Genomic DNA, 23,835 nt, shown 5'->3' with positions numbered 1-23,835 from the left:
CTCCTTCCGGGTACGTCGGCCCCCAGGATAAGCCCTCACGCAATTATCGGCCAGCGCATGTATCCCGCTCATACAAGTTTTTCCTTCCACGCCGCCGGGATGCGCGGCCGATGAACCTCACCGGGCGACCCGCACCGGGAGCTCGGCACCGGACCCGGACGCCCCGCTCGACGACAGCCCCGGCAACGCCTCATCGACCCCATCGAATTCCGCGACTCGCGACTCGCCGAGCGAGCCGACCGAGGCACCGCAACCCGAGGCACCGCCAACCCGAGGCACCGCCGACCTGCGGCACCGCCGACCGTCCGGGCGCGATACGCCCGCGCCGGCGGGCGGGCGACGGCTCCACCCGCGCCCGCATGCCCCCCGCCATCGCCCATCATCGGCGCCAAGCAAATGCCCGCACTTGCATTAGCCAGCGCATGCAACTATTGTCGGAGCACGTAGGACGCAACTGCAATCGTATGGAGGGCGGCACACCATGCCTCTGGCGCTCCTGGCCCTGGCCATCGGGGCCTTCGGGATCGGCACCACCGAGTTCGTGATCATGGGTCTGCTGCCCGAGATCGCCGGCGACTACGGGGTGTCCATCCCCTCCGCAGGGCTCCTGGTCACCGGTTACGCGATCGGCGTCGTCATCGGCGCCCCGCTGATGACGGTGCTCGGCACCCGGATGGGTCGCAAGACGATGCTCATGATCCTCATGGGCCTGTTCGTGGCGGGGAACCTGCTCTCCGCCGTGGCACCGAACATGGGCGTGATGCTCGCCGGCCGCATCGTGGCCTCCCTCGCGCACGGCGCGTTCTTCGGCATCGGCTCGGTGGTCGCCGCCGACCTCGTGGCCCCCGACAAGAAGGCCGGGGCCATCGCCACCATGTTCACCGGCCTCACCGTCGCCAACATCGTCGGCGTACCGCTGGGCACCTACATCGGCCAGGCCGTCGGCTGGCGCGTCACCTTCGCCGGCGTCGCCGCGCTCGGCGTGATCGGCATGCTCGGCATCGCGAAACTGGTACCGCCGATGCCCCGCCCAGAAGGCGCCCACCTGCGCCGCGAGCTCACCGCGTTCCGCAACCCCCAGGTCCTGCTCGCCATGGCGATGACCGTCCTCGGCTTCGGCGGCGTCTTCGCGGCGATCACCTACATCGCCCCGATGATGACCCACACGGCCGGGTACTCCGACGGCGCCGTCACCTGGCTGCTGGTCCTGTTCGGCGTCGGGATGTTCCTCGGCAACCTGCTCGGCGGCCGATTCGCCGACCGCAGGCTGATGCCGATGCTCTACACCTCCCTCGGCGGACTCGCCGTCGTGCTGGCCCTGTTCACCTTCACCGCACACAACAAGATCCTCGCCGCGGTCTCCATCCTGCTCGTCGGGGCACTCGGCTTCGCCACCGTCCCGCCGCTGCAGAAGCGGGTCCTCGACCAGGCGCACGGCGCGCCCACCCTCGCCTCCGCCGTCAACATCGGCGCCTTCAACCTCGGCAACGCCCTCGCCGCCTGGCTCGGCGGCATGGTCATCTCCGCCGGACTCGGCTACACCGCGCCGAACTGGGTCGGCGCACTACTCGCCGCAGCCGCGCTGCTGCTGGCCCTCTGGTCCGCCGCCCTCGAGCGCCGCACCCCCGTACGGAAGAGCGCCCCCGCCGCCGCTCCCACCCCGATCGCCGTCCACCACTGACCGCCCCCGCGTTCCCCGTCCCCGTTCCTTCCAGGAGAAGAGCCACCATGAGCACCACCCTCACCCCGCTGACCACCGCCGACGCCGAGACCCTCGTCGCCGCCGCCCGCCGCGCCGCCCGGGCGGCCGGGGTCGCGGTCAGCGTCACCGTCCTGGACGCCGGCGGCCACCCGCTCGCCTTCCTCCGCGACGACGGCGCCGTGCTGATCTCCGGCGAGACCAGCACTCGCAAGGCGTACACCGCCCTCCAGTTGGGCGCCCCCACCGCCGACCTGGTCGACCTCGTCAAGCCGGACGGACCGTTCCACACCCTGCCGACCGCGCTCGACCGACCGCTCCTGTTCATCGCCGGCGGCGTCCCGATCCACCGCGACGGCAGGCTCGTCGGCGCCATCGGCCTCGGTGGCGGCGCCCCCGAGCAGGACCACTCCTTCGCCACCGCCGCGCTGACGGAACTCGCCCGGTGACCCGCACCCCGCAGGAGGTCTTCGCCGACCACGGTCGGCGTCTGGGCACCGGGGACCTCGACCACATCGCCGGGAACTACACCGAGGACACCGTCCTCATCACCCCCGAGGGCGCGTTCCGCGGCCACGACGGGGTCCGGCGGGTCATCGGCCGCCTCCTGGCCGATCTCCCGGATGCCGACTGGCACCTGGACCCGCGGTTCGCGGGCGGTGTGCTGTTCCTCCGGTGGACCGCCGCCACCGTCACCCACCGGGTCACCGACGGCACCGACACGTTCGTCTTCCGCGACGGACTCATCAGCGCCCAGACCGTCCGCTACACCCTCACCGACCGCCCCCTTTGAAAGCGCGCACCATGAACAACCCCATCGTCCCCACCGTGAAGCTCAACAATGGCGTCGAGATCCCCCAGCTCGGCTTCGGCGTCTTCCAGGTCCCCGACAACGAGACCACCACCGCCGTCACCTCCGCCCTGGAGGCCGGCTACCGCAGCATCGACACCGCCGCGATCTACGGCAACGAGACCGGCGTCGGCCGCGCCCTGGCCGCGTCCGGGCTGTCGCGCGAGGAACTGTTCGTCACCACCAAGCTGTGGAACGCCGACCAGGGCTACGACAAGACCCTGCGCGCCTTCGACACCGCTCTCGGCAAACTCGGCCTCGACACGGTCGACCTGTACCTGATCCACTGGCCCGCCCCCGAGGGCGACCTCTACCTCGACTCCTGGCGCGCCATCGAGCGCCTCGCCGAGGAGGGCCGCATCCGCGCGGCAGGCGTGTCCAACTTCCAGCCCGCCCACCTCCGGCGCCTGCTGGACAACGGCTCGCTGGTGCCCGCCGTCAACCAGGTCGAGCTGCACCCGGGCCTCCAGCAGGCCGAGTTGCGCGCCTTCCACGCCGAGCACGGCATCGCCACCGAGGCGTGGAGCCCGCTCGCCCAGGGCGCCGTCCTGGACGACCCGGCGATCACCTCGATCGCCGTCCGCACCGGCAAGTCGCCGGCCCAGGTGGTCCTGCGCTGGCACCTCCAGCTCGGCAACATCGTCATCCCGAAGTCCGTCACCCCGGCGCGCATCCGCCAGAACCTCGACGTCTTCGACTTCCGGCTGACCGACGAGGACATGGCCGCCATCGCCGCCGGCGACCGCGGCCTGCGCACCGGCCCCCACCCGGACCGGTTCAACTGACCGAGCCGCCCCACCCGAAGCCCGCCGCGGGCCGGCCCCTCTCGGCCGGCCCCCAGCGGGCGTCGACGTCTCCCTGAGCCAGGTGTTCACCCGACTCGGCTACCCGGCGACCAGGCCGAACGCCACCGACCGGAAGCACGGCGTCCCGACCGAGGTCGGGAAACCGCCCTTCGACGACGCGTACGGCAGCCTCACATCCCGGGCCGGCCGACAGATCCTGCTCGACTTCCCCACCCGAGCCCACCGCTCCCGAGGCCGGGATCGGGACCGACGCCGAGTCCGTCGAACGGCTCGCCCGTGTACGAGACGCCGCCCGTCGCCCCGACCGTCCGACGGTCACATTCCGATGAAGCTCACTGTTTCCGTCGTGTCCGCCCGCCCGGTGCGCGGGCGTGGCGCCCCTTCCTTCTCGTATCCCACGGAGACACCGCAGAACAGCACGAGCCTCTCGTCGGCTCCGACCATCTCGCCGACCGTCTTGCGATACATCGTCCACATCACCTGCGGACAGCTGTGCAGCCCCTCCGCTCTCAGCAACAGCATGACCGTCTGCAGGTACATCCCCGCGTCCGCCCACTGCCCGGGACCCATCGTCCGGTCGAGGTAGCAGAACAGCACGACCGGCGCCCCGAATGCCTGCGAGTTCAAGGCGGCGATCTTCATGGGCCGTTCGGGGTCGTCGCGCTCGATGCCCAACGCTTCGTAGCGCTGGGCGGCCGCGGCGGCGAAGCGTTCCGTATACGGCGGGGCCAGTTCGGCCGGGTACATCGGATACTCCCGCTCGTCGCCCGGGTCGCCCGCGAGTGCCCTGGCCGTCGCGCGCCTCTTCAGTTCGGCCAGGGGCTCGCCGGCCACGACATAGGTGTGCCACGGCTGGAGGTTCCCGCTCGACGGAGCCCGCGTCGCCGCGGTCAGCACGCGTTCGAGTACCTCATGGGGTACCGGCTCGTCGCCGAAGGCGCGCACGGCTCGGCGACCGTCCACGGCTTCATACACGTCCACGTGATCTCGTCCTCTCACTCGATGTCGCTCGACCTGTCGGTCGGTGGTGATCTTCGCCGGCCCCGGATCGTTCCGGTTCAGCTCCTCCTCGGTACGGACGGTGGTCGCGGATCCGTCGGCCGGCTCGCGGGAATGATGTCCTTGGTCGCCAGCGTGTCGCCGGACCAGCAGAGCCGGTAGAGGTCCACCTCGGTCGACAGATCACGACCGGATCGGTAGAACTCGCAGCGGACACCGGGTGGTCGAGGTGCGGAACGCGCGTGGTCGGGCGGGTAGGGGTAGGCGTGGTCCGGCAGCAGGGAAGCGAGTTCGGCGCGGGGTCGGCCGATGGTCAGCTCGTCGAACCGGGACGGCGGCAGCACGCTGGTCGTCAACTGCCACGCCAGGTAGACGGCCGAGGGTACGAAGAAGGCGGCCGCGACGACAGGAGCCGCGAAGGCGGCGACGGAGCGGCAACGGGCGGCACGTCGTACGGAGGCGAGCCGTTCGACGGACTCCGGTACGACGGCGTCCGTACTCGGGTGGGCGGATCCCGCGTGCGGCCCGCGGGGGGCGGGCACCGTCCCCGATCGTGCCCTCGGCGAGGCCGCGACCTGGTGCGGGAGGACGGCGGTGACGCGAAATCCGCCCCGGTACGGGCCGGTCCGCAGGGAACCGCCGAGTACTGTCACCCGCTCCCTGAGCCCCGTCAGGCCCCGGCCACCGGCGCCGGCCATCGGGCCCTCGGCCGCGAACGCCGGCCGGTCGGCCGGCGGAGCGGCGTTCACGACGCTCACGCGGGTACGGTCGGCCTCGTGTGAGATCCGCACCCGGATCTCACCGTCCGGCGCGTGCTTCACCGCGTTGGTGAGCGCCTCCTGCACCGCCCGGTAGATACCCCCTTGAACCAGGGCGGACAGTACGGGCATCGCCCCGTGCCGTTCCCAGTACACCGGCACACCGGAGGCGGCCGCCCGTGCGAGGAGGTCCTCGACGGTGTCGGTGACGGGCAGGCCCCTTCCGGCCGGGTCGTGCAGGACCGCGACGGTCTGGCGCAGTTGCTCCACGGCGTCCGCGATCGTCCCGCGCAGTTCGGCGAGGTCGGTGCGGTCGCGGTCCGTGAGGTCGGGAGAGAGTTCCAGCGCGCCGGCGCGCAGGGCTACCAGGCTCAGCGCGTGCCCGAGGGAATCGTGCATGTCCGCCGCGATGTCCGCGCGTTCGGTCAACCGCGCCTGCTCCGCGACCAGGTGCTGGCGCTCCTCCAGACTGCGGGCCAACCGCCAGCCTTCCCGGACCAGTTCGCGCCGGCCACGCCAGTGCCGTCCGACCAGCCAGGGCAACAGGAGAGCGGCGGGCAGCACGGTCGACGCGTAGAGCCACCACACGGCCTGCGTCCGCAGCACCGCGCACGTCGCGAGATCGACGGCGAGGCAGCCGGCCAGCACCAGGAGCGGGCGCCATGCGGCGGAGACCCGGGCCCCCAGCAGACAGCTCAGGGCGGCCAGCGAGAGGACTTGGGCGTTCGCGGGGGTGGCCGTGTCGGCCATACCCAGCGCGCACAGTCCGTTGACCAGGACGACCGCGGTCCCCGGCCGGCGGCGGGACAGCGGCACGGCCACCGCCAGGACGGCCAGCGGCAGACCCAGGTCCCGGACCGGCGAGGCCACCGCGCCCGCGTCCCGGAACCCGTAGCCGGTGGCGGCGGCGAGCACGCTCCACAGGGCCACGTCGCCGCACACGAGTCCGACCGAGGGCATTCGTATGTACGGCATGTTGCGTCGACCGTCCTTCCGGCTCGTGTCTTCACTGTTCGGGTCGATTCTGTGGGACGTCCCCCGACGCCCGGCTCGGGAGTGGGCCCGGCGAGCTCTTCGGGCCGCCGGCGGCGCCGGGGTCAGGCGTCCCGTCGACGCAGCACGTACAGGCCGATCAGGTGCGCGGCCGCGGCCCACGCCGCCACGATCAGCACCGCCGGTACCGGCCCGTACGGCGCCTCGGGCTCGAGACGCGTGAAGTGGTCGCCCGCACCGTGCGGCAACCGGTCCGCGAGCGTCCGGCCGCCCAGGCCCAGGAGGATGCCGGGCAGCGCCCACAGGAGTGTGGCCAGGATCGCGAGAGCGCCCGCCGGATGACGCGTGGCGAACGCCACCCCGGTGCTCAGCACGGCGACCAACGCCTCGTAGAGACCGATCGCGAGGACCTGACGAAGGCTCGGGCCGGCCGCGAAGGAGGCCCGTCCGTCGAACCCCACCCAGGCCACCGCCGCACCCACGACGGCGAACGTGGTGCCGGCGACGAACGCGACCACGGCCGCCACCAGGGCCTTCGCGGCGTGGATCCGATGCCGCGCGGGCACCGACAGCAGGGAACCCCGCACGCTGCCCGTCGTGTACTCGGAGGTGACCGCGACCGTGGCCAGGACGACGACGGTGAACTGGACGAGCGCGACGGAGGAGGCCGCCGCGTTCCCGACGGGCTGTACCGGATGCTCGTTGATGCGGGCGATCGAAGCGTAGTAGTAGGTGAAGACACCGGTGATCGCCAGGCCCGCCGCAAGAGCGAGACAGGGTGCTCGGACGGACCACAGTTTGGTCCACTCGGCGGCGACGGCCCCGGCGAAGCCTCCGGGGGCGCCCCGGTCGGGAGTCCCGGGGACGGTGTGTGGCGGGTCCGTGCCCCTGACGGGTGTCGCCGGGACGGTCACGGTCGTCCCCCGCGACTCGGCTTCGCGAGCGCGGCGGTCGTCTCCGCGGCGCTGCCGCTCGTGGTGTACTCGACGCTGCGTGCGGTCAGGTCCATGTACGCCTGCTCCAACGAGACTTCGACGTCGCTCAGCTGGTGCAACCGGACTCGGCGGTGGTGGGCCAGGTCGCCGATCTCGGCGGCGGTGCGGCCCTCGACGATGAGTTCGCCGGACGCGGACGTCTCGACGTTCACCCCGTCGACGTTCGTCAGGCAACGGATCAGCGCCGCTCTGTCCTCGGGGTCGGGCACCACCGCGCGCGCCGACGCCGGAGACGCGGCGGCGAGGAACGCCGTCATGGAGGTGTCGCCCAGAAGCCGGCCACGTCCGATGACGACGAGGTGGTCGGCCGTCAGCTGCATCTCGCTCATCAGGTGGCTGGAGAGGAACACGGTGCGTCCTTGCGCCGCCTGCTCACGGACCAGCCGGCGGATCCACCGGACGCCGTCCGGGTCGAGGCCGTTGACCGGCTCGTCCAGGACGAGCACGGACGGATCGCCGAGCAGCGCGCCCGCCACCCCCAGTCGCCCGCTCATGCCGAGCGAGTACGTGCCGGCGGGTCGCCGGGCGGCCTTGGTCAGGCCCACGCGTTCCAGAACCTCGTCCACGCGCCGTGGCGGGATTCCGTTGGCCCGGGCCTGGGCGACGAGGTGCGCGCGGCCGGAACGGGCCGGGTGCACGGCCCGGGCATCCAGCATCGCGCCGACCTCGCACAGCGGCCGCCGCAGGCTTGCGTACGGCCGGCCGGCGATCAGGGCGTCGCCGCGCGTGGGGTGGTCCAGGCCCAGGATCATCCGCATGGTGGTGGATTTACCGGCCCCGTTGGGGCCGAGGAAGCCGGTCACCCGGCCGGCCCGGACATCGAAGGTCAGGTCGTCCACGGCGAGGGTGTGGCCGTAGCGTTTGGTGAGTCCTCGGACGGTGATCACGGAGTCCTTCGTGTCGGCCGCCGACCGCGGAGGCGGGTTCGCGGAAGTCGAGCGGCGCACACCGACGCACGATGGGCCCCGGTAGTCCGCTTCGTTTCTCGTACGAAAGCGACGCTAAGGAATCCGCGGTGCCGGTGCCCATCGGTCGAACGGCAGGGATGTCCTGCCCTTCGTCGGGGGTGGACCCCGGCTCGGGGCGGATCCGGGCTCTCCCCGTCCGCGCCGCGGCACGCCGACCGTAGGCTCCCCGCATGGCAGTTACCACACCCGGCGATCGGCCGGTCCGAGTCCTGGTGGCCGACGACGAGGCGATGGTCCGGGCGGGGGTGCTGGCCATCCTGGCCAGAGCTTCGGACATCGAGGTGGTCGCCGAGGCGAGTGACGGGCACGAGGCCGTCGCGCTCGCCCGCCGGCATCGGCCCGATGTGGTCCTGTTGGACATCCAAATGCCCGGCCTGGACGGGCTCACGGCGGCGGCGCTGCTCCACCGGGAGCGGACCGCGACCGGTGTCGTCATGCTGACGACCTTCGGTCAGGACGAGTACATCACCCGTGCCTTGGAGGAGGGCGCCGACGGCTTCCTGCTGAAGGCGGACGACCCGAGGGAACTGCTCAACGGGGTACGTGCGGTGGGGGCCGGTGGGGCCTACCTGTCCCCTCGGGTCGCGGGTCGGGTCGTCGCCGGAATGCGCGCGCACCGCGCGGCACATCCCCACCGCTCGCTGGAGCGGCTCACGGATCGGGAGCGCGAGGTCCTGGCCGGGCTCGGGACGGGGCTGTCCAACGCAGAGATCGCGAGCCGACTGCACCTGGTCGAGGGCACGGTGAAGGCACACGTGAGCGCGGTACTCGCGAAACTGGGCGCCCGCAACCGGGTCGAGGCGGCCATCGCCGCCTACGACGCGGGCTTGGTCCCCTCACGCCGCGGCTGATTCCGGGGCCGGGCGCGCGAGCGCCGGGCGGTCACGGAGGACGGAGGTCCGACGCCCACCTCTCACGGTGGGTCGGCGAGAGAGCGCCGGGACGTCCACGTGTCCGCGACGGACGGCCGACGGACGGTCGGCGCCGGCGAGTCCGCACGATGTCCGAACTGTCCACGGCGCGCCCCTCGAAACGGGCCCTGGGCGGTCCTCGACGATGCGGCCGGGATCAGGCCCGGAGGCGGGGTCGGGGTGCCCGCTCGAGGAGCGCGTGCAGTTCCCGGGCGGCGTGAAAGTCGGGCGTGGTGTGCGTGCCTTCGCGAAGGTCGGCGGCGAGCCGCTCGTACATCCGCGCGACGTTGGCCGCCTCGATCGGCAACGCCTCGGCGGGATCCGGGTCGAGTGGAACGGGCGTCCACTCCGGCCGTTCGGCACGGGATTCGTACAGGTCGAGTCGGCCGATCTGCATCTGCGCGGCCCACGGGTCGTGCTCGGGCGCGGAGGTCAGAAGGAGGTTCGACGCGGTGCCGGCGATCTCGACCCGCGTCCCGGGAGTGGCCGTGGCGCCGTCCCGCAGGTGGACGGACACGACCGCGCCGCCGTCGACTTCGGCGTGGGCGAGGAACTGGTCGGGCGCGGTGACGGTGATCGGCGCGCCGGTTTCGGCGACGTTGTGCCCCTCGGTGCGGATGGCCGTGCGCACGGTCAGGTCACGGAGCGGTCCGAGCAGGTATCGCACGAGGTCGAGGGCGTGTCCGCCGAGGACCTCGACCAGGCCGGCGCCGTTGCGGTGGTCGTAGGTGTAGGCCGTCCAGTCGGGGACGTCGCGGGTGTTGCCCTTGGCGCGGGAGCTGTACACGGTCGCCGACTGCACGGTGCCGAGCCGGCCCTCGGCGATCGTCGCCCGCGCCCGGAGTACGGCCGGCGAGAACCGGGCCTGCAGGCCGACGGTGGCGTGGACACCCGCCCGCCGCGCGGCGGCGGCGAGCGCGGCGGCCTCGTCGGCCGTGGTGGCCAGGGGCCATTCGCAGTACACGTGTTTGCCGGCGTCGAGCGCGGCGGTGACCAGTTCGACGTGTGCCGGCACCTTCACCGTGACCACCACGAGGTCGACGTCGGGATGCGCGGCGAGCCGGCGCGCGTCGGTGAACGCGTGGCGCGCGCCGAATCGCACGCGGGCGGCCTCCGCGCTGTCCTTGCGGGTGGTGGCGACGGCGGCGAGCGTGAAGTGCTCCGACGCGGAGATCGCGGGGATGTGCGCGCGGGCGGCCCATCCTCGATCCGGGTTCGCGCCGAGGATTCCGACGCCGATCGGCTCGGGCATGCTCGTACCTCCATAACCGGGTCATCGTGTTCCGTTTGTCTGACGATAGCAGAACCGGAACACGATGACCCGCTTGCCCGTCTCGCCGGACCGGACCGACCGCATACGGCCTAAGCTGCGGACGTGCACGAATCCGCAGTCGCCGCGCTGCTTGCCGACGGCGAGACCCGCCCGCGCGCGGACGCACGACGCAACGTCGAGCGCCTGGTCGCCGCGACCCGTCAGGTGTTGGACGAGCAGGGACTCGCCATCACCACCCGCGACATCGCTCAACGCGCGGGCGTGGGCCTGGGCACGCTGTATCGCCGGATCCCGTCACTGGACGCCCTGCTCGTCGCCATCCTCACCGACACCATCGACGAGATGACCGAACGGGCCCGGAGTGCGCTCGACGCCCCCGACGCGTGGCAGGGATTCGTCGAGTTCGCCGAGACGTACGTACGACTGCGCACGTCGAGTTGCGGCCTGCACGACGTGTTGTCGGGCCGCGGCGAGGACCGCCTGGACCTGGAGCCGCACATCGCCCGCCTCGGTGCGGCGGTCCGTCACCTGGTCCGCCGGGGCCAACGAACCCGCGTCATCCGCGACGACATCGACTGGCGCGACGTCCCCTTCGTACTCGCCACGGCCATCCCCACCGATCACACCATCGGCCTCGAACCGAGCGCCGACCAATGGCGCCGAAACCTGCGCATCATCCTGACCGGACTGCGCGCACCGGCCGACCCCGAGCCCCGCGGCACGGCGTGAGTGGTCCGTCACCCGTGGTGCGGGGAGCCATGAGGCCGTGATGATCGGGAGCCGCGTGTTCGTCATCGCGACCGCGGTCGTTTCCACAACAGTGCGACCACGACGACGCCTATCGGTCACCCGCCCCCGGAACTCGCCTGTGGCCCCGGCCACTCCTCGGCCGTACGCGCCCCCGCCCGAGCCGAACCGAACGCATGCTCGCCCCCGCCCGGGAGAGCCCGTGGCGCCTCGGCGGGGCGGGGCATCAGGGTGGAGAGGCTGTCCCGGACAGTCCCGAACAGTCCCGAACAGGGTGAAGTGCTTGCGGATCGCGTTGTGAACACGGCAGCGTCCTCGGCATACGAGCGGCAGCGACGCACTTCGCCCTCGTGTCTCACATGACCTTGATTCGGGGAGGAACGCTCATGCGCAAACATCCGCGCATCGCTCTGCCGGGCCTGGCGGCGGCCGTATTGATCCTCGTGCCGAGCGTGCCGGAGGCGTCGGCCGCCCCTGCCGTGGGCGAGGATGTCACCGTGTACGTCGGCTCCGACGGGTCGTCGTCGGCCGACCTTTCGGGGAATTCGCTTCAGCGGACGGCCGGGAATGCCGGTCTCTCTGCGCAGAGTCCGGTCGGGTCCCTGCGGGACGCCCAGGTTGTACTCGCGGCCAGGCACACGAAGAACGCGACGATCATGCTCCGCGGCGGCACCTACACGGATGCCGGGGTCGAGTGGGCGCCGGGTATCGCCTCCGGAACCGTCACCATCAAGGCTCAACCGGGGACGGGGCCCGTCACCTTCGACGGGCGGGCGGCCAAGGACGGGTACTGGATGAAGGTCGGTCCGACGTCGCCCAAGCTGAACTTCCAGGGGCCCTACACCGTGCAGCGCTACGGCGACGGCGGGATCAAGGCCACGGGAACCAAGAAGGACGGTCCGGTCAAAGGGCTCGTGGTCAACGGGATCACCTTCAAGGAAATCGGCAATGCCTGGGTCGAGGGCGGCAAAGGCTATGCCGGTGTACACCTGAACTACGTTTCGAAGGCCAAGATCACCAAGAACCTATTCGTCAACCTCGAGAACAAGGAGGGCCGCGGGAACACCCACGGTGTCTACCTGGCCTTCAACCAAGCGCAGAAGACCCCGGGGAGCAACGAGAATCTGGTGCAGGGAAACACCTTCCAGGTCGTGTCCGGCGACCCCGTCCGAGCGGCCGATGGCAGTAGCGGCAACAGGGTCCGGAACAACGTGTTCAAGAAGGGTCGCGACTACGAGGGGAAGGTTCGGGGGAACGGCAACCACGGGATGTTCACCTATTGGGTGTTCCCGAGGGCCGACACCTGCGGAAGCGGTGGTAACACGTTCTCGGGCAACACCTACAGCGTGGACTACTACAACAAGAAGGGGTCGGCCGTGCTGTCGGGGTCGGACACCGGCCGCACGTGCAAGTCCGTCAAGGCTACAGGCGTCAACACCTACGAGCCCTAGCATTCGGACGGCGCGGGGGACGGACGGGTCGCCTCCGGCGCCGGTCGTACCGGCAGCGCCGGCCGGACACCGCCACACCGGGCGAGCGGCGCATATCGAGGGGTGGCCGGGGCGGTGACGTCGGCGTACGCCCGCCTATCCGGCGCGTGGTCCCGCCAACGAACGGTCATCGGTCACCGGAGGGCTCCCCCGCACGGACCGGGGCACCGAGGGCGACGGAGTCGACGAGCGCTTTCACGGTGTGGAGCCGGACGCCGTACACCCGTTGCCCGCAGCCGGCGGCGACCTCGCGGGACGCGTGGGACTCGCGCGCGTCGAGATGACGATCGAGGGCGAGCCCGCCGCCGAACGTGGCGGCGAGCGCGGCCGCCGCGCGGCCGGGGACCGGGACCGGCGCCGCGGCTTCGGGAAGTTCCGCTGCGGCGACCGCGCGCGGTCCGTGCGGCGCGGCCAACAGCCCTTGGTCGATCGGCCGGTTCGCCTCATCGGGCGGGGTGACCGGTTGGGCGACCCCCGCCGCGGCCGGTGGTCCGGCCGGCGCCGCCACGCACGCCGCACGCCCCGTGCGGCCGCCGAGGCGTCATCTCGTGGTCCGTCGGCCGCCACCGGGGGCGCCGGGGGCCGGGTGTTCGGGAGGGGTGTTCGTCCGGGTCGAGGTGCCGGGTGGCTCCGGGGGTGTCGCCAGGTGTACCGCTCCCGCCACCGGCTCCCCCGTGTACACCGTCAGTGGCAGTCCCAACCGCTCCCGCAGCCGGTCCCGGAGGGCTTCGGCCAGCGGGGGGCGGCCGACGATCACGCTTCCCCCGGCGACCACGCGCGTGATGTCGGCTCCGCGCGTGACCAGGTGCCCGACGAGGGTGGTGAGGTCGTCCGCGCCGGTGAGCACGGCGGTGCGGGCGGCGGGTGAGCCCGCTTCCGCCGCGTCGAAGACCGTGGGGGCCCAGCGGGCCCAGGATCGGGGTGGGGTGCTCTGCATCGTGCCCACGACGTCGCGCAGCGAGCGGGCGCCCGTGTGCGCGAGCAGTGCCGGCAGCAGCGGGTCGTCGGTGTGCGCTCGGTCGTGGGCCCGGGTGAGCGCGCCGACCGCGTCGCGTACCGTCCCCCACGCCGATCCCGGGTCGCCGACCAGCCAGCCCCAGCCGCCCGCGTACAACGATCCGCCCGAGGTGTCGCGGGCCACCGCGATCGAGCCGGTGCCGACGACGAGCCCGGCGGCCGGGCCGCCGACCGGCACCGCCGCCTCGAGCAGGAAGGCGTCGTTGACCACCCGGACCGGGACGGCGAGTTCGGCCTCCATCGCGGTGCGCAGTTCGGCGCACTCGGTGTCCGAGTCGCAGCCGTGTGCGCCGATCCCGACCGCGATCGGTGGACTGCGGGTGAGCGCGCGGATCGACGCGCCGAGTGCGACGGCCTTGCCTCGGCTGTCGAGATTGGTCCAGTCGCCCGCCGGGTGGGTGACGTCTTCGAGCGTGTCGCCCTGCGGGGTGGCGAGGCGCAGCCGGGTCTTGGTCCCGCCCGCGTCGACGCCGACGATGTACTGAGTTTCCACGTGTGCCGGCACTCCCGTGCGTATGCGTCGTGACGACCGGCCGGGTGTCGGCGCGGTCTTCGAGGAGGTCAGCGGGCGCCGCGGGCCGCGTCGTAGAACGCGAGGCAGGTCGCGAGCGTCTGTCGGGCGGTGCGGACGGTCGAGCCGGGGGCGACTCCGTCGTTGACGGCGGCGAGCAGCGCGTCGAGGGTGTCGGAGGGGTCCGGGGGCAACGTTTCGACGGTCCACGCGCCGCCCTCCTCGGCCACGCCCAGGCTTTCGGTGGCGGTGGAGTGGAACACGGCGCCGCGCGAGCCGACGATGTGCGCGCGGGTCGACGACGCGCCGGCGGGGGTGATCCAGGTGTCCTCCACGGTGACCACGGCGCCGCTTTCCAGGGTGAGGACGGCGTGTCCGTAGTCCTCCAGGGGCAGTTCGCGGTGGACGAGGTTGGCCGTGGTGCCGGTGATCCCGGCGACCGGTGAGCGGAACAGCGCGGTGATCCGGTCGATCTGGTAGACGGCGTGGTCGATCCAGGCGCCGCCGGCGGTGCGTGCGGGGTCCGCCCACCAGCCGGGTTCGCCGGCCCCGGGCCAGGCTGCGGGGAGTGTGCTGTGCATGGCGAAGGTGCCGGCGCGGAGTTCGCCGAGCCGTCCGGAGTCCACGAGGCCGGACAGGCGTCGGGCCAGGGGGGAGGTGTGGCGGGATTCGCTGGGTACGAAGACGACGCCGGCGCGTTCGACCTCCTCGACCACGCGGTCGGCGTCCGCGAGGTTGGTGGCGAGGGGTTTGACGGACACGATGTGTTTGCCGGCGCGGGCCGCGGCCACGACGAGGTCGGGATTGCGGTCGACGCTGGTGAAGCAGGCGATCGCGTCGATCTCGGCGTCGTCGAGGATGAACGCCGGGTCGGTGGAGGTGCGTTCGCAGCCGGTGAGACCCGCGACGTGGGCGACGCGGTCGGGATCGCGGTCGACGAGGGCGCGCAGTCGTACGCCGGGTTCGGCCGCGACGCGGCGGGCGAAGGGGATGGCCGCGTACCAGTGGTCGAGACCGATGACGCCGATCCGCAGCGGGGCGGGGGTGGCCGTGGTCATGATGGTGCTTCCTTCGGGGCTCGGGTGGGACGTGGGCTCGGGGTGTCGCGAGGCGTCGGCGCGGGCGGGCGCCGAGCGGGACGGGCGTCGCCGTCAGGAGGCGTACGGCGGCCGGAACGTCGTGGTCAGGTCCACGAACCGCCGTTCGCGCGCCGACACCGTCACCGCCGTCATGATCTCCAGTGCGTGGCGGGCGTGTTCGGCGGTCAGGACGGGCGTGGCCCCGTCGAGTACGACGTCGGCGAGGTGGCCGACGAGCAGGGCTCGGCCGTAGGTGTGGCGCAGGGTGTCGCGGGCGAGCGGCTCGGTGGGTTGCACCCAGCCGTCCACTCCCGGGGCGATGCCGGCGCGGTACAGCTCCAGGTCGGGGCCGTCGGGGCGGAGCACGCTCAGCACGCCTTGGCGGCCGAAGATCTCCAGCTTGGGGCTGCGGGAGGCGTGCACGTTGAAGGTGCCGTCGACCACGGCGTAGGCGGAGTCGCCGAAGTCGAGCATGAACAGGCAGTTGTCCGCGGCGGTCACCGGCATCTCCAGGCCCTCGAAGGGTCCGCCGCGGACGGTGCGCACGGCGTCGGTGACGCCGGCGAACGCGGCGACCCGCAGGGCCGGTCCCAGGATGCCGGTGATCTGGTGGATGCCGTACACGCCCATGTCGAGCAGTGGGCCGGAGCCCTCGCGGTAGAACCAGCTCGGATCGGACGGCCAGCCGTGTGGGCCGCCGCCGGGTCCGGCGTGTGAGCTGCGTACCCGGGCGAAGGCGACCCGGCCGATGGCGCCGTCGCGCACGAGTGTCGCGGCGCGCGCGTAGGGCTCGTGGAGCATGTCGGGCGGGGCGCACACGAGGGCCAGGTCCCGCGCGTGGGCCATGGCGATGAGTTCGTCGGCCTCGGCGAGCGTGGCGGCGAGCGGCTTCTCGACGGCGAGGTGTTTGCCCCGGGCGAGGATCAGGCGGGAGGTCTCGGCGTGTACCGGGATCGGGGTGAGGTTGACGACGGCGTCGAGGTCGGTGTCGTCGAGCATCGCCTCCAGCGATCCGTGGGCGGCGGGGACGCCGAAGCGTGTGGCCGTGGCGCGGGCCAGGTCGAGGTCGGGGTCGGCGATCGCGACCACCTCCACCCGCCCCGCGTAGTGATGGGTGTTGGGCAGTACGCCGTAGGGGGCGGTGGCGATGCCGCCGCTGCCGAGGATCCCCACCCGCAGGACGTTGGCCATGCCAGCCTCACTTCCATAACCGGAAACTTTCTTTCGGGATACTAGCCCTCGATCCGTCACCGCACCAGAGAGTTGCCGTTTCGATCCGAACGAGCCGGCTGAACAGGGCATTACACCCTCGTTCGATAACGAATTGATCACAGCCCGCTCGACCTATTTCTTGAAAGAAACTTCCTGATACATTCCTGGCGTCATCAACCCGGGATCAACTCGGGGTCAACCCGGGAGCCACACCGGATCCACCCGGGAGTCGAGGAGGAGCCATGGCCGTCAAGGGAACCCCGTCGTGGCTCGGCGATCAGAACGCCGCGACGGCCATGCGGCTCCTGCTCGACCACGGGCCGCTGAGCCGCAACGGCGTCGGCGAACTCAGCGGGCTGTCCCGCCCGACCGCCACCCAGATGGTCGGCCGCCTCGCGGACAAGGGCCTGATCGAGGTCGTCGGCGAGGAGTCCATCGGCCGAGGCCCCAGCGCCGCGCTCTACGGCGTGCGCAACGACCTCGCCTACGGGATCGCCGTCAATGTCGACCAGCAGGCCGTACGGTCCGTACTGGTCGACATCGAGGGCACCGAGTACCCGATCGCCCACGAGGCGGTCGCCGCGCTGCCCGCCGAACGCGGCGCGGCGCGCGACGTCGCCCGCGCCGTACTGGCGGCCGGCCGGGCCGCGGGCGTGGGCCTGTCCGCGATCCGCCACGTCTGCGTGGGCGTTCCCAGCAGCGTCGACCCCCGCTCCGACGAACTCAGTTCGGTACAGGGGTTGCCCGGATGGTCGCGCCGAAGCATCCGGCGACAGCTGGAGCAGGCGCTGGGCTGCGAGGTACACGTCGACAACGACGTCAACCTCGCGGCCGTGGCCGAACGCCGCGCCGCCGGGTTCGCGCCCGAGGACACCTTCGCGTTGTTGTGGATCGGATACGGCATCGGCCTCGCGGTCGACGTCGCGGGCACCGTCCTGCGCGGCGCCTCCGGCGGAGCGGGCGAGATCGGCAACCTGCCGGTCCCACGCGGCGTGTTCGACCCGGAGACCGAGGCCGACGACCTCGAAGGGCTCCTCGGCGCCCAGGCCCTCGACCGCGTCGGCCGCGAGGCCGGCGCGGGCGGGCACACGTTCGAACGAGTGCTCGCGGGCGAACCGTTGCCCGAGCGGGTGCTGGAGATCTACGCCCCCCGGCTGGCACAGAGCGTCATCCCGGTGCTCGGCGTGATCGACCCCAGCCTGGTGATCCTCGGCGGCCCGGTCGGCCGGGCCGGCGGATCCCGACTGGCCGAACTGACCCGACGGGCGATCCGCGATCACACCCGGTGGGACCCCACGGTGCACGTCACCCGGGTCTCGGACGACGCCGTGCTCGGCGGCGCTCGACACACCCTGCACGACCGGGTCCGCGAGACGTTGCTCGCCCGTGCCGTCGGCTCGGACGAGGACGAGAACCGCTCGCACGTCATCGCGGCCAGGCTGCGCGACCTCGGCTGATCCCACACCGCCGGCCGCACCCGTGTGCGGCCGGCCCCACGACACCGGTCGACCCCACGTCGTCGACCGCGCACATCACCATCACGGCCGACGCCACGCCGTCGACCGCACCCCACGGTCGCCTCACCCGCCACCGGCCGTCCCCGCCCCGCCGACGCCTCGGGCATCCCGCCGTCGCCGCGCCGCGGGACCGGCATCCCCACGGAGGACCCGCACCACGACACGTCGTGCTCTCCCACAGGAAGGCTTCGCGATGACATCGGCGAATCCCATCCCACCCCCGCGACCCCTGCGCCGCGCCGGCGCGCTGCTCATCGCGCTCGCGGCCGGCGCCACACTCGCCCTCTCCGGTTGCGCCGTCGCCGAGGACGGTCCGGTCGCCGCCGCGGCGCCGACCCACCTGTCCGGCACCGTGCAACTGTGGCACCACTACAACGGCCGCGAGGCCAAGGTCATCGCGTCGATCGTCGACGACTTCGAGCAGCGCCACCCGGACGTCAGGGTCCGGGTGCACGCCGGACAGCAGGACACCAAGATCACCCAGGTGGTCTCCTCCGGCGGCGACGTCGACGTGATGCTCACCAACGTCAACGCCACGCTCGGCACCGCCTGCAAGACCATGTCGGACCTCGCGCCCTACATGCGCCGGGACGGCGTCCCCGACGACGCCTTCCAGGGCATCTTCGCCCAGGCCACCGCGTTCGAAGGGCGCCGCTGCTCGCTGCCGACCACGTCCGACGTCTACGGCCTGTACTACAACACACGACTGCTGGCCGAGGCCGGCTACACCACCCCGCCGCGCACCCTCCGCGAACTGGAGGACATGGCGCTGAAACTCACCACCTACAAGAGCGACGGGTCGATCGGGACCCTCGGCTTCAACCCGCTGATCGGCTTCCAACAGAACACCTCCGCGACCCTCGGCGGCACCGCCGGGGTGACCTGGACCAAGGACGGCGACTCCGCCGTCGCCGACTCTCCGCAATGGGCCGAACTCATCGCCTGGCAGCACGACTTCGTCCGCAAGATCGGCTACGACAAGCTCAAGACCTTCACCGCCGGCCTCGGTGACGAGTGGTCGGCGAACAACCCCTTCCAGAACGGGCGCGTCGCGATGACCCTGGACGGCGAGTGGCGTGTCGCGTTCATCGAGGAACAGGCCCCCCGCCTCGAGTACGGCACCGCCCCCTTCCCCGTCCTCGCCGGCAGCGGACAGGAGTACGGCGGCGGATTCGTCTCCGCCGCGGACATCGGCGTGGCCAAACGCTCCGGCAACAAGGAGGCGGCCTGGGCGCTGGTGAAGTACATGACCACGGACACCGACGCCGCGGTCAAGCTCGCCAACGGCCTCAAGAACATCCCCACCCTCAAGAGCGCCGTCGCCTCGCCCGCCCTCCAGGCGTCACCGCAGTACCGGACCTTCATCGAGGCGTCCGCCCACCCGGCCGGCAACACCAGCCCGGTCACCGAGATCGGCTCCACCCTCACCGCCACCATGGACGACTTCTGGACCGACTACCAACGGGGCTCCGGCGGAAACCTCAAACGCCGACTGGAGAAGGTCGACACCGACATCGACAACGCGCTCGGCCTGCGGCGGGCGAAGTGACCATGCCCGACGCGAACCCGATCGCCACCGTCCCGCGCGCCCGAGCCGCGGCCCACCACACCCCGAACACCCCCGAGGCACACCCGAAACGGGCCGGCCGGCGCCGCACACTGCGCTCGCGGTTGTCCATCGGATCGATGGTGATCCTGCCCCTGATCGGCCTGGTGGCGTTCTTCCTGTATCCGCTGTGCGCCAACCTCTACTACTCGTTCACCAACTACGACCTGGTGGGCTCGCCGAAGTGGATCGGCCTGCGCAACTACGACTACCTGTTCACCCAGGACCCCCGCGTGGGCGGCGCCGCCCGCAACACCCTGTGGTTCGTGGTGATCCTGGTGCCCGTACGGATGGCGTCCTCGCTGGGCATCGCGCTGCTGCTGACCCGACGCAAGCGGGCCGCCGGATTCTGGCGCACCCTCTTCTACCTGCCGGCGCTCGTCCCGCCGGTGGCCTCCGTCGTCGGTTTCGTGTTCCTGTTCAACCCCGGAACCGGGCCGATCAACACACTGCTGCGCAAGTTCGGGATCGACGGACCGTTGTGGTTCAACGACCCGTCGTTGTCCAAACCCTCGCTGCTCCTGCTCGGCGTCTGGATGATGGGCGACGTCATGGTCATCTTCCTGGCCGCGCTGCTCGACGTGCCCAAGGACCAGTACGAGGCGGCGGAACTGGACGGCGCGAGCGCCCGGCAGAAGTTCCGGTTCATCACCCTGCCGAACATCTCCCCCGTCCTGCTGTTCTCCGCCGTCACCGGCGTGATCGCCGCGCTCCAGTACTTCACCGAGGCCGCCGTCGCCTCCAGCGTCGCCAACGGCAAGACCGGCATCGACGCGGGTCCCGACCGTCTCCTCGGCTACCCCAACGACTCCCTGCTCACCTACACCCAGTGGATGTACGTCCAGGGCTTCAACAGTTTCCAACTCGGCTACGCGGCGGCCATGGCGGTCGTGCTGTTCGTGGTGGCGGCGGCCGTCATCGCGGTCCTGCTCCGCCGAGCCGGCATGTTCCAACAGAAGGGAGCGTGAGCGGTCGTGCCCACCAAGAGAGCGCTCTCCTATGTGGCCGAGCACGCGCTGCTGCTGGCCCTGGCCTTCGTCTTCCTCGTGCCCGTGGTGTTCGTGGTGCTCACGTCCTTCATGGGCGGGAACCAGACCCTCACCGGCGCGTTGTGGCCGAACCCGTTCGAATGGTCCAACTACACGAAGGCGTTCGACACCGCGCCGCTGGGTCGTTGGTTCGCCAACTCCCTGCTGTACGCGGGTACCTCGACGCTGCTCATGCTCGTCTCCTCGGTTCCGGTGGCCTACGTGCTGGCCAAGGTCAGGTTCCGCTTCTCCGGCGTCGCGTTCTTCGTGGTGATCGTCGCGATGTTGTTGCCGCCGCAGGTGACCCAGGTGCCGTTGTACGCGGTGTGGGCACACTTCCGGGTCGTCGGCACGTTCTGGCCGCTGATCCTGCCGCACCTGTTCGGCAGCGCGTTCTCCATCTTCCTGCTGCGCCAGTTCTTCCTCTCCATCCCCAAGGAGTACATCGACGCGGCCCGGATGGACGGCAACGGCGAGTGGGGCATCCTCCTGCGGATCATGGTGCCGATGGCCAAACCCGGCATCGCCGCGGCCTCGATCTTCATGTTCTTCCAGTGCTGGAACGACTACTACGGGCCGCTGCTCTACACCTCGGAGAACCCCGACAACTGGCCCATCGCCTACGGCCTCGCCTCCTTCCACGGCTCCCACAGCACGGACTGGGGCGTGATCATGGCGGTCACCACGCTGGCCACCCTCCCCGTGGTCGTCGTCTTCTTCTTCGCCCAACGCACCTTCGTGCAGGGCATCACCCTCACGGGCGTCAAGGGCTGAGGGCCGCGCACGACCCACGCCCACGCCCGCACGCACTCCCCCGGACACACCCGCACGCCCGAACAGGCAAGGACACCTCTTGAACGGCAAACACGACGTGAACGGCACGCACGCGCGACCGCTCGGGATCGGCATCATCGGTTCCGGCTTCATCGCCCACTTCCACGTACGCTCCTGGCAGGCGATCCGCGGCAGCGACATCGTGGCCACCCAGTCCCGCACCCTGGACCGGGCCCGCGAACTCGCCGCCTACGCCGAGGACCTGCGGGTCGGCGTGGACGTCACCGCCTACGACGACATCGCCGCCCTCGTCCGCGACGAACGGGTCGACGCGGTCTGGGTGCTCACCCCCAACCACACCCGCGTCGAGGTCGTGCGGGCCATCTGCGACGAGGTCGCCTCCGGCCGCGCCCGCCTGCGCGGCATCGCGGTCGAGAAGCCGCTGGGCCGCAACATCGCCGAGGCGCGACAGGTCGCCGACCTGGTGCGCGAGGCGGGAATCCCGCACGCGTACCTGGAGAACCAGGTGTACGCGCCACGCCTGACCCGGGCCCGCGAACTGATGTGGACCCGCGGCGCGCGACACTCGGGCACGCCGTACCTGGCCCGCTGCACCGAGGAACACTCCGGTCCGCACTCGGCGTGGTTCTGGGACGGCGAGGCCCAGGGCGGCGGCGTGCTCAACGACCTGATGTGCCACTCGCTGGAGGCCGGTCGTTTCCTGCTCACCCCGCCGGGCGTGGCGCCGTCGCAGTGGTTGCGACCGGTGTCGGTGACCGCGACGATCGCCTCGCTGCGCTGGGGGCGGGAGCGGTACGCGGCGCGCCTGGAGCGGGAGTTCCCCGGCGTGCAGGACTATCGCGACACGCCGTCGGAGGACTACGCCAACGCCACGTACACGTTCGTCAACGGCGACGACGAGCCGGTCGTCGTCGAGGCCATGACCTCCTGGGGCTACGTGGGCGCGGGCATGCGGTTGTCCTTCGAGCTGTTGGGCCCCGAGTACTCGATGAGCGCGAACTCGTTGAGCGGCGACGCGACCGTGTTCTTCTCGCGGAACCTGGAACAGGCGAGCGGCGAGGACATGGTGGAGAAGCAGAACGCCGAGCAGGGCCTGATGCCGGTGATCGCCGACGAGCCCGCCGCGTACGGCTACACGGCGGAGAACACCCACATCTCCGGGATGTTCGCCCGCGGCGAGCAACCGCTCGAATCGCTGGACAGCGGGGTCGAGGTGACCGAGTTGCTGATGGCCGCCTACTACGCGGCGGAGACGCAGACCGTGGTGCGGTTCCCGGTGGATCTCGGCGACTACGTGCCGGCGGTGGCGCGGCGCGCCTGGCGCCCCCGGTCGACGTCGGGCACGCCGTCGGGAACGGAGGCGGGTGCGTGAGCGCGGCCCCGATGTACGGATACGGGTACGAGGAGGGACGGCGGGCCGAGGTCGCGGCGCTGCGCGAGGTGGTGGCCGCGATGCCGGGCCGGACCCACCTGTGGCCGGCGGGTCGGCCGCGGGTGTTGCTCGCGGGCATCGGCGCCAGCCACGCGGCGTTGGCCTCCCCGCTGTACGCGCTGCGCGCGGCCGGTCTGGACGTGGCCCGGACGGACTGTTCGGACCACCCCGTCGCGATCGGCGACGTGGAACTGGTGGTCGCGTTGTCGCAGAGCGGGCGCAGTCGCGAGACGGCGGATCTGGTGACCCGTTTCCGTGCGGCGGGCGTGGACACGTTGGCGGTGACCAACGCCGACACCGGTCCGCTGCGCGAGGCGGCGGGTGCGGCGCTGACCCTCGGCGGGTTCCCCGACAGCCGGGTGTCCACGGTGGGTTTCGTGGTCACGTACGCGGCGCTGGGCATGCTCGCGGACGAGGCGGCGACGGGTCGGATCGACGACGGCTGGCGACGGTTGCCCGACCTGATCGAGGAGGCGGTGTCGGCCAACGACGCGGTGCTCGCCGACTTCGCGGCCGGCGCGTTGGCGTCGGGGTCGGTCGACGTGGTCGCCTCGGCGGCGCAGCAGACCACGGCGGAGGCGGCGGCGCTGCTGCTCCGGGAGGGCCCGTTGGTGCCGGCGACGGCGTACGGGACCCGGTCGTACCTGCACGGCCCGATGGACTCGGCCGGCGCCGACACCGCCCATCTGGTGATCGGCGACGCCCGCGAACTCGCGTTGGCGCGCCAGCTCCTGGAGAAACCGACGGCGGTGCTCACGGTCACCGACGGCACCGGTGTGGTCCCCTCGGGGGCGGTATCGGTGACCGTCCCGACGGGTCTGACCGGACCCCAGCGTGCCCTCGTCGAGGTGTGCGTGCTCCAAGCCCTGGTGTCCCACACCGCGGCGGCCCGGGGCAACCCGGTCGACGAGATCGCGTTCACCCGCGAGGACACCAAGATCGCCGCGCTCGCGGAACTGTGACCGAACGCGGCCGGTCCGCGTGAGCGCCCCCGCGACGTGGAACGGGCCGGGCACGAGCACAAGGTGCCCGCGCCCGGCCCCGGTCGACCCGGCCGCGTGGGCGGCGGTCGCGAACTCGCGTCTCGCGAACGATCGTCGTGGCCGGGTTCTCGTCGAAGTGCCCGACCCGGACGTGGCCGGCGGCGGG

The 23,835-nt window shown here is 71.7% G+C and carries 22 protein-coding genes; 13 read left to right on the top strand and 9 right to left on the bottom strand.

The window, feature by feature from the left end:
* The first annotated feature begins 481 nt into the window (after positions 1 to 481).
* Genes EMA17_RS18510 through EMA17_RS18495 form a run of 4 tightly spaced genes read left to right on the top strand, consistent with a single transcriptional unit; the run spans position 482 to position 3,334 of the window.
* On the top strand, positions 482 to 1,681 hold the full coding sequence (locus EMA17_RS18510) for an MFS transporter (RefSeq protein WP_126638161.1): 1,200 nt from the start codon (positions 482 to 484) through the stop codon (positions 1,679 to 1,681).
* A gap of 47 nt (positions 1,682 to 1,728) precedes the next feature.
* Positions 1,729 to 2,148: a GlcG/HbpS family heme-binding protein gene (locus tag EMA17_RS18505; protein ID WP_126638160.1), complete on the top strand. Its 420-nt coding sequence runs from the start codon at positions 1,729 to 1,731 to the stop codon at positions 2,146 to 2,148.
* Positions 2,145 to 2,492, top strand: a complete 348-nt coding sequence (locus EMA17_RS18500; protein WP_126638159.1) for a nuclear transport factor 2 family protein — start codon at positions 2,145 to 2,147, stop codon at positions 2,490 to 2,492. Before EMA17_RS18505 ends, EMA17_RS18500 begins: the two co-directional genes overlap by 4 nt.
* A gap of 11 nt (positions 2,493 to 2,503) precedes the next feature.
* A complete protein-coding gene (locus tag EMA17_RS18495) occupies positions 2,504 to 3,334 on the top strand; it encodes an aldo/keto reductase (protein ID WP_126638158.1) in 831 nt (276 codons plus the stop codon).
* 336 nt (positions 3,335 to 3,670) lie between these two features.
* Here EMA17_RS18495 and EMA17_RS18490 read toward each other — a convergent pair whose 3' ends face one another.
* The 4 genes from EMA17_RS18490 to EMA17_RS18475 form a co-directional block, all read right to left on the bottom strand.
* Positions 3,671 to 4,336, bottom strand: a complete 666-nt coding sequence (locus tag EMA17_RS18490) for a nitroreductase (protein ID WP_126638157.1) — start codon at positions 4,334 to 4,336, stop codon at positions 3,671 to 3,673.
* 77 nt (positions 4,337 to 4,413) lie between these two features.
* Positions 4,414 to 6,087: a sensor histidine kinase gene (locus tag EMA17_RS18485; RefSeq protein WP_174861390.1), complete on the bottom strand. Its 1,674-nt coding sequence runs from the start codon at positions 6,085 to 6,087 to the stop codon at positions 4,414 to 4,416.
* A 122-nt stretch (positions 6,088 to 6,209) separates the two neighbouring features.
* Entirely contained in the window at positions 6,210 to 7,019 is an 810-nt protein-coding gene (locus EMA17_RS18480; RefSeq protein WP_126638156.1) for an ABC transporter permease, read from the bottom strand.
* Complete coding sequence (locus tag EMA17_RS18475) at positions 7,016 to 7,987, bottom strand: ATP-binding cassette domain-containing protein (protein WP_126638155.1); 972 nt, start codon at positions 7,985 to 7,987, stop codon at positions 7,016 to 7,018. Before EMA17_RS18475 ends, EMA17_RS18480 begins: the two co-directional genes overlap by 4 nt.
* Positions 7,988 to 8,238: 251 nt before the next feature.
* Here EMA17_RS18475 and EMA17_RS18470 point away from each other — a divergent pair, with 251 nt between their 5' ends.
* Positions 8,239 to 8,919 carry a response regulator gene (locus EMA17_RS18470; protein ID WP_126638154.1) on the top strand — a complete coding sequence of 227 codons (681 nt, stop codon included), beginning with the start codon at positions 8,239 to 8,241 and terminating at the stop codon, positions 8,917 to 8,919.
* Positions 8,920 to 9,136: 217 nt separating this feature from the next.
* On the opposite strand, the gene EMA17_RS18465 is transcribed toward EMA17_RS18470, so the two are convergent.
* Complete coding sequence (locus tag EMA17_RS18465) at positions 9,137 to 10,231, bottom strand: Gfo/Idh/MocA family protein (RefSeq protein ID WP_126638153.1); 1,095 nt, start codon at positions 10,229 to 10,231, stop codon at positions 9,137 to 9,139.
* A 123-nt stretch (positions 10,232 to 10,354) separates the two neighbouring features.
* On the opposite strand from EMA17_RS18465, the gene EMA17_RS18460 reads away from it, so the two are divergent.
* Entirely contained in the window at positions 10,355 to 10,981 is a 627-nt protein-coding gene (locus EMA17_RS18460) for a TetR/AcrR family transcriptional regulator (protein ID WP_126638152.1), read from the top strand.
* 404 nt (positions 10,982 to 11,385) lie between these two features.
* Positions 11,386 to 12,450, top strand: coding sequence for a right-handed parallel beta-helix repeat-containing protein (locus tag EMA17_RS18455; RefSeq protein ID WP_126638151.1), 1,065 nt, complete (start codon positions 11,386 to 11,388; stop codon positions 12,448 to 12,450).
* 166 nt (positions 12,451 to 12,616) lie between these two features.
* On the opposite strand, the gene EMA17_RS18450 is transcribed toward EMA17_RS18455, so the two are convergent.
* The 4 genes from EMA17_RS18450 to EMA17_RS18435 form a co-directional block, all read right to left on the bottom strand.
* Positions 12,617 to 12,904 carry a hypothetical protein gene (locus EMA17_RS18450; protein ID WP_126638150.1) on the bottom strand — a complete coding sequence of 96 codons (288 nt, stop codon included), beginning with the start codon at positions 12,902 to 12,904 and terminating at the stop codon, positions 12,617 to 12,619.
* Between the two features lie 126 nt (positions 12,905 to 13,030).
* The gene (locus EMA17_RS18445; protein ID WP_126638149.1) at positions 13,031 to 13,999 is read right to left on the bottom strand and encodes an N-acetylglucosamine kinase; all 969 of its coding nucleotides are present in this window, start codon (positions 13,997 to 13,999) and stop codon (positions 13,031 to 13,033) included.
* Positions 14,000 to 14,067: 68 nt separating this feature from the next.
* Positions 14,068 to 15,075 carry a Gfo/Idh/MocA family protein gene (locus tag EMA17_RS18440; RefSeq protein WP_126638148.1) on the bottom strand — a complete coding sequence of 336 codons (1,008 nt, stop codon included), beginning with the start codon at positions 15,073 to 15,075 and terminating at the stop codon, positions 14,068 to 14,070.
* A gap of 93 nt (positions 15,076 to 15,168) precedes the next feature.
* Positions 15,169 to 16,287 (bottom strand): Gfo/Idh/MocA family protein, encoded by a 1,119-nt coding sequence (locus tag EMA17_RS18435; protein WP_126638147.1) that lies wholly within the window; start codon positions 16,285 to 16,287, stop codon positions 15,169 to 15,171.
* 263 nt (positions 16,288 to 16,550) lie between these two features.
* Between EMA17_RS18435 and EMA17_RS18430 the strand changes: the two genes are divergently transcribed.
* The 6 genes from EMA17_RS18430 to EMA17_RS18405 all read left to right on the top strand — a co-directional run bounded on the left by EMA17_RS18430 (position 16,551) and on the right by EMA17_RS18405 (position 23,648).
* Positions 16,551 to 17,765: an ROK family transcriptional regulator gene (locus EMA17_RS18430; RefSeq protein WP_126638146.1), complete on the top strand. Its 1,215-nt coding sequence runs from the start codon at positions 16,551 to 16,553 to the stop codon at positions 17,763 to 17,765.
* 253 nt (positions 17,766 to 18,018) lie between these two features.
* The gene (locus EMA17_RS18425; RefSeq protein WP_126638145.1) at positions 18,019 to 19,374 is read left to right on the top strand and encodes an extracellular solute-binding protein; all 1,356 of its coding nucleotides are present in this window, start codon (positions 18,019 to 18,021) and stop codon (positions 19,372 to 19,374) included.
* Between the two features lie 137 nt (positions 19,375 to 19,511).
* Positions 19,512 to 20,399, top strand: a complete 888-nt coding sequence (locus EMA17_RS18420) for a carbohydrate ABC transporter permease (RefSeq protein WP_126638274.1) — start codon at positions 19,512 to 19,514, stop codon at positions 20,397 to 20,399.
* Positions 20,400 to 20,405: 6 nt separating this feature from the next.
* Positions 20,406 to 21,233 carry a carbohydrate ABC transporter permease gene (locus EMA17_RS18415; RefSeq protein WP_126638144.1) on the top strand — a complete coding sequence of 276 codons (828 nt, stop codon included), beginning with the start codon at positions 20,406 to 20,408 and terminating at the stop codon, positions 21,231 to 21,233.
* 79 nt (positions 21,234 to 21,312) lie between these two features.
* A complete protein-coding gene (locus tag EMA17_RS18410; protein WP_246126747.1) occupies positions 21,313 to 22,626 on the top strand; it encodes a Gfo/Idh/MocA family protein in 1,314 nt (437 codons plus the stop codon).
* Positions 22,623 to 23,648 (top strand): SIS domain-containing protein, encoded by a 1,026-nt coding sequence (locus EMA17_RS18405; RefSeq protein ID WP_126638143.1) that lies wholly within the window; start codon positions 22,623 to 22,625, stop codon positions 23,646 to 23,648. Before EMA17_RS18410 ends, EMA17_RS18405 begins: the two co-directional genes overlap by 4 nt.
* Positions 23,649 to 23,835 lie beyond the last annotated feature (187 nt).

The sequence above is a fragment of the Embleya hyalina genome (genome assembly GCF_003967355.1).
Lineage (GTDB): Bacteria > Actinomycetota > Actinomycetes > Streptomycetales > Streptomycetaceae > Embleya > Embleya hyalina.
The sequence above is the reverse complement of the archived record's forward strand: the minus strand, read 5'-3'. Positions and strand labels throughout refer to the sequence as shown.

Excerpts from the sequence above, each read along its gene's own strand:
- EMA17_RS18485 (WP_174861390.1), bottom strand. The coding sequence starts at position 6,087 with ATGCCGTACATACGAATGCCCTCGGTCGGACTCGTGTGCGGCGACGTG.
- EMA17_RS18425 (WP_126638145.1), top strand. The coding sequence starts at position 18,019 with ATGACATCGGCGAATCCCATCCCACCCCCGCGACCCCTGCGCCGCGCC.
- EMA17_RS18470 (WP_126638154.1), top strand. The coding sequence starts at position 8,239 with ATGGCAGTTACCACACCCGGCGATCGGCCGGTCCGAGTCCTGGTGGCC.
- EMA17_RS18435 (WP_126638147.1), bottom strand. The coding sequence starts at position 16,287 with ATGGCCAACGTCCTGCGGGTGGGGATCCTCGGCAGCGGCGGCATCGCC.
- EMA17_RS18420 (WP_126638274.1), top strand. The coding sequence starts at position 19,512 with ATGGTGATCCTGCCCCTGATCGGCCTGGTGGCGTTCTTCCTGTATCCG.
- EMA17_RS18440 (WP_126638148.1), bottom strand. The coding sequence starts at position 15,075 with ATGACCACGGCCACCCCCGCCCCGCTGCGGATCGGCGTCATCGGTCTC.
- EMA17_RS18465 (WP_126638153.1), bottom strand. The coding sequence starts at position 10,231 with ATGCCCGAGCCGATCGGCGTCGGAATCCTCGGCGCGAACCCGGATCGA.
- EMA17_RS18505 (WP_126638160.1), top strand. The coding sequence starts at position 1,729 with ATGAGCACCACCCTCACCCCGCTGACCACCGCCGACGCCGAGACCCTC.
- EMA17_RS18495 (WP_126638158.1), top strand. The coding sequence starts at position 2,504 with ATGAACAACCCCATCGTCCCCACCGTGAAGCTCAACAATGGCGTCGAG.
- EMA17_RS18455 (WP_126638151.1), top strand. The coding sequence starts at position 11,386 with ATGCGCAAACATCCGCGCATCGCTCTGCCGGGCCTGGCGGCGGCCGTA.
- EMA17_RS18430 (WP_126638146.1), top strand. The coding sequence starts at position 16,551 with ATGGCCGTCAAGGGAACCCCGTCGTGGCTCGGCGATCAGAACGCCGCG.
- EMA17_RS18510 (WP_126638161.1), top strand. The coding sequence starts at position 482 with ATGCCTCTGGCGCTCCTGGCCCTGGCCATCGGGGCCTTCGGGATCGGC.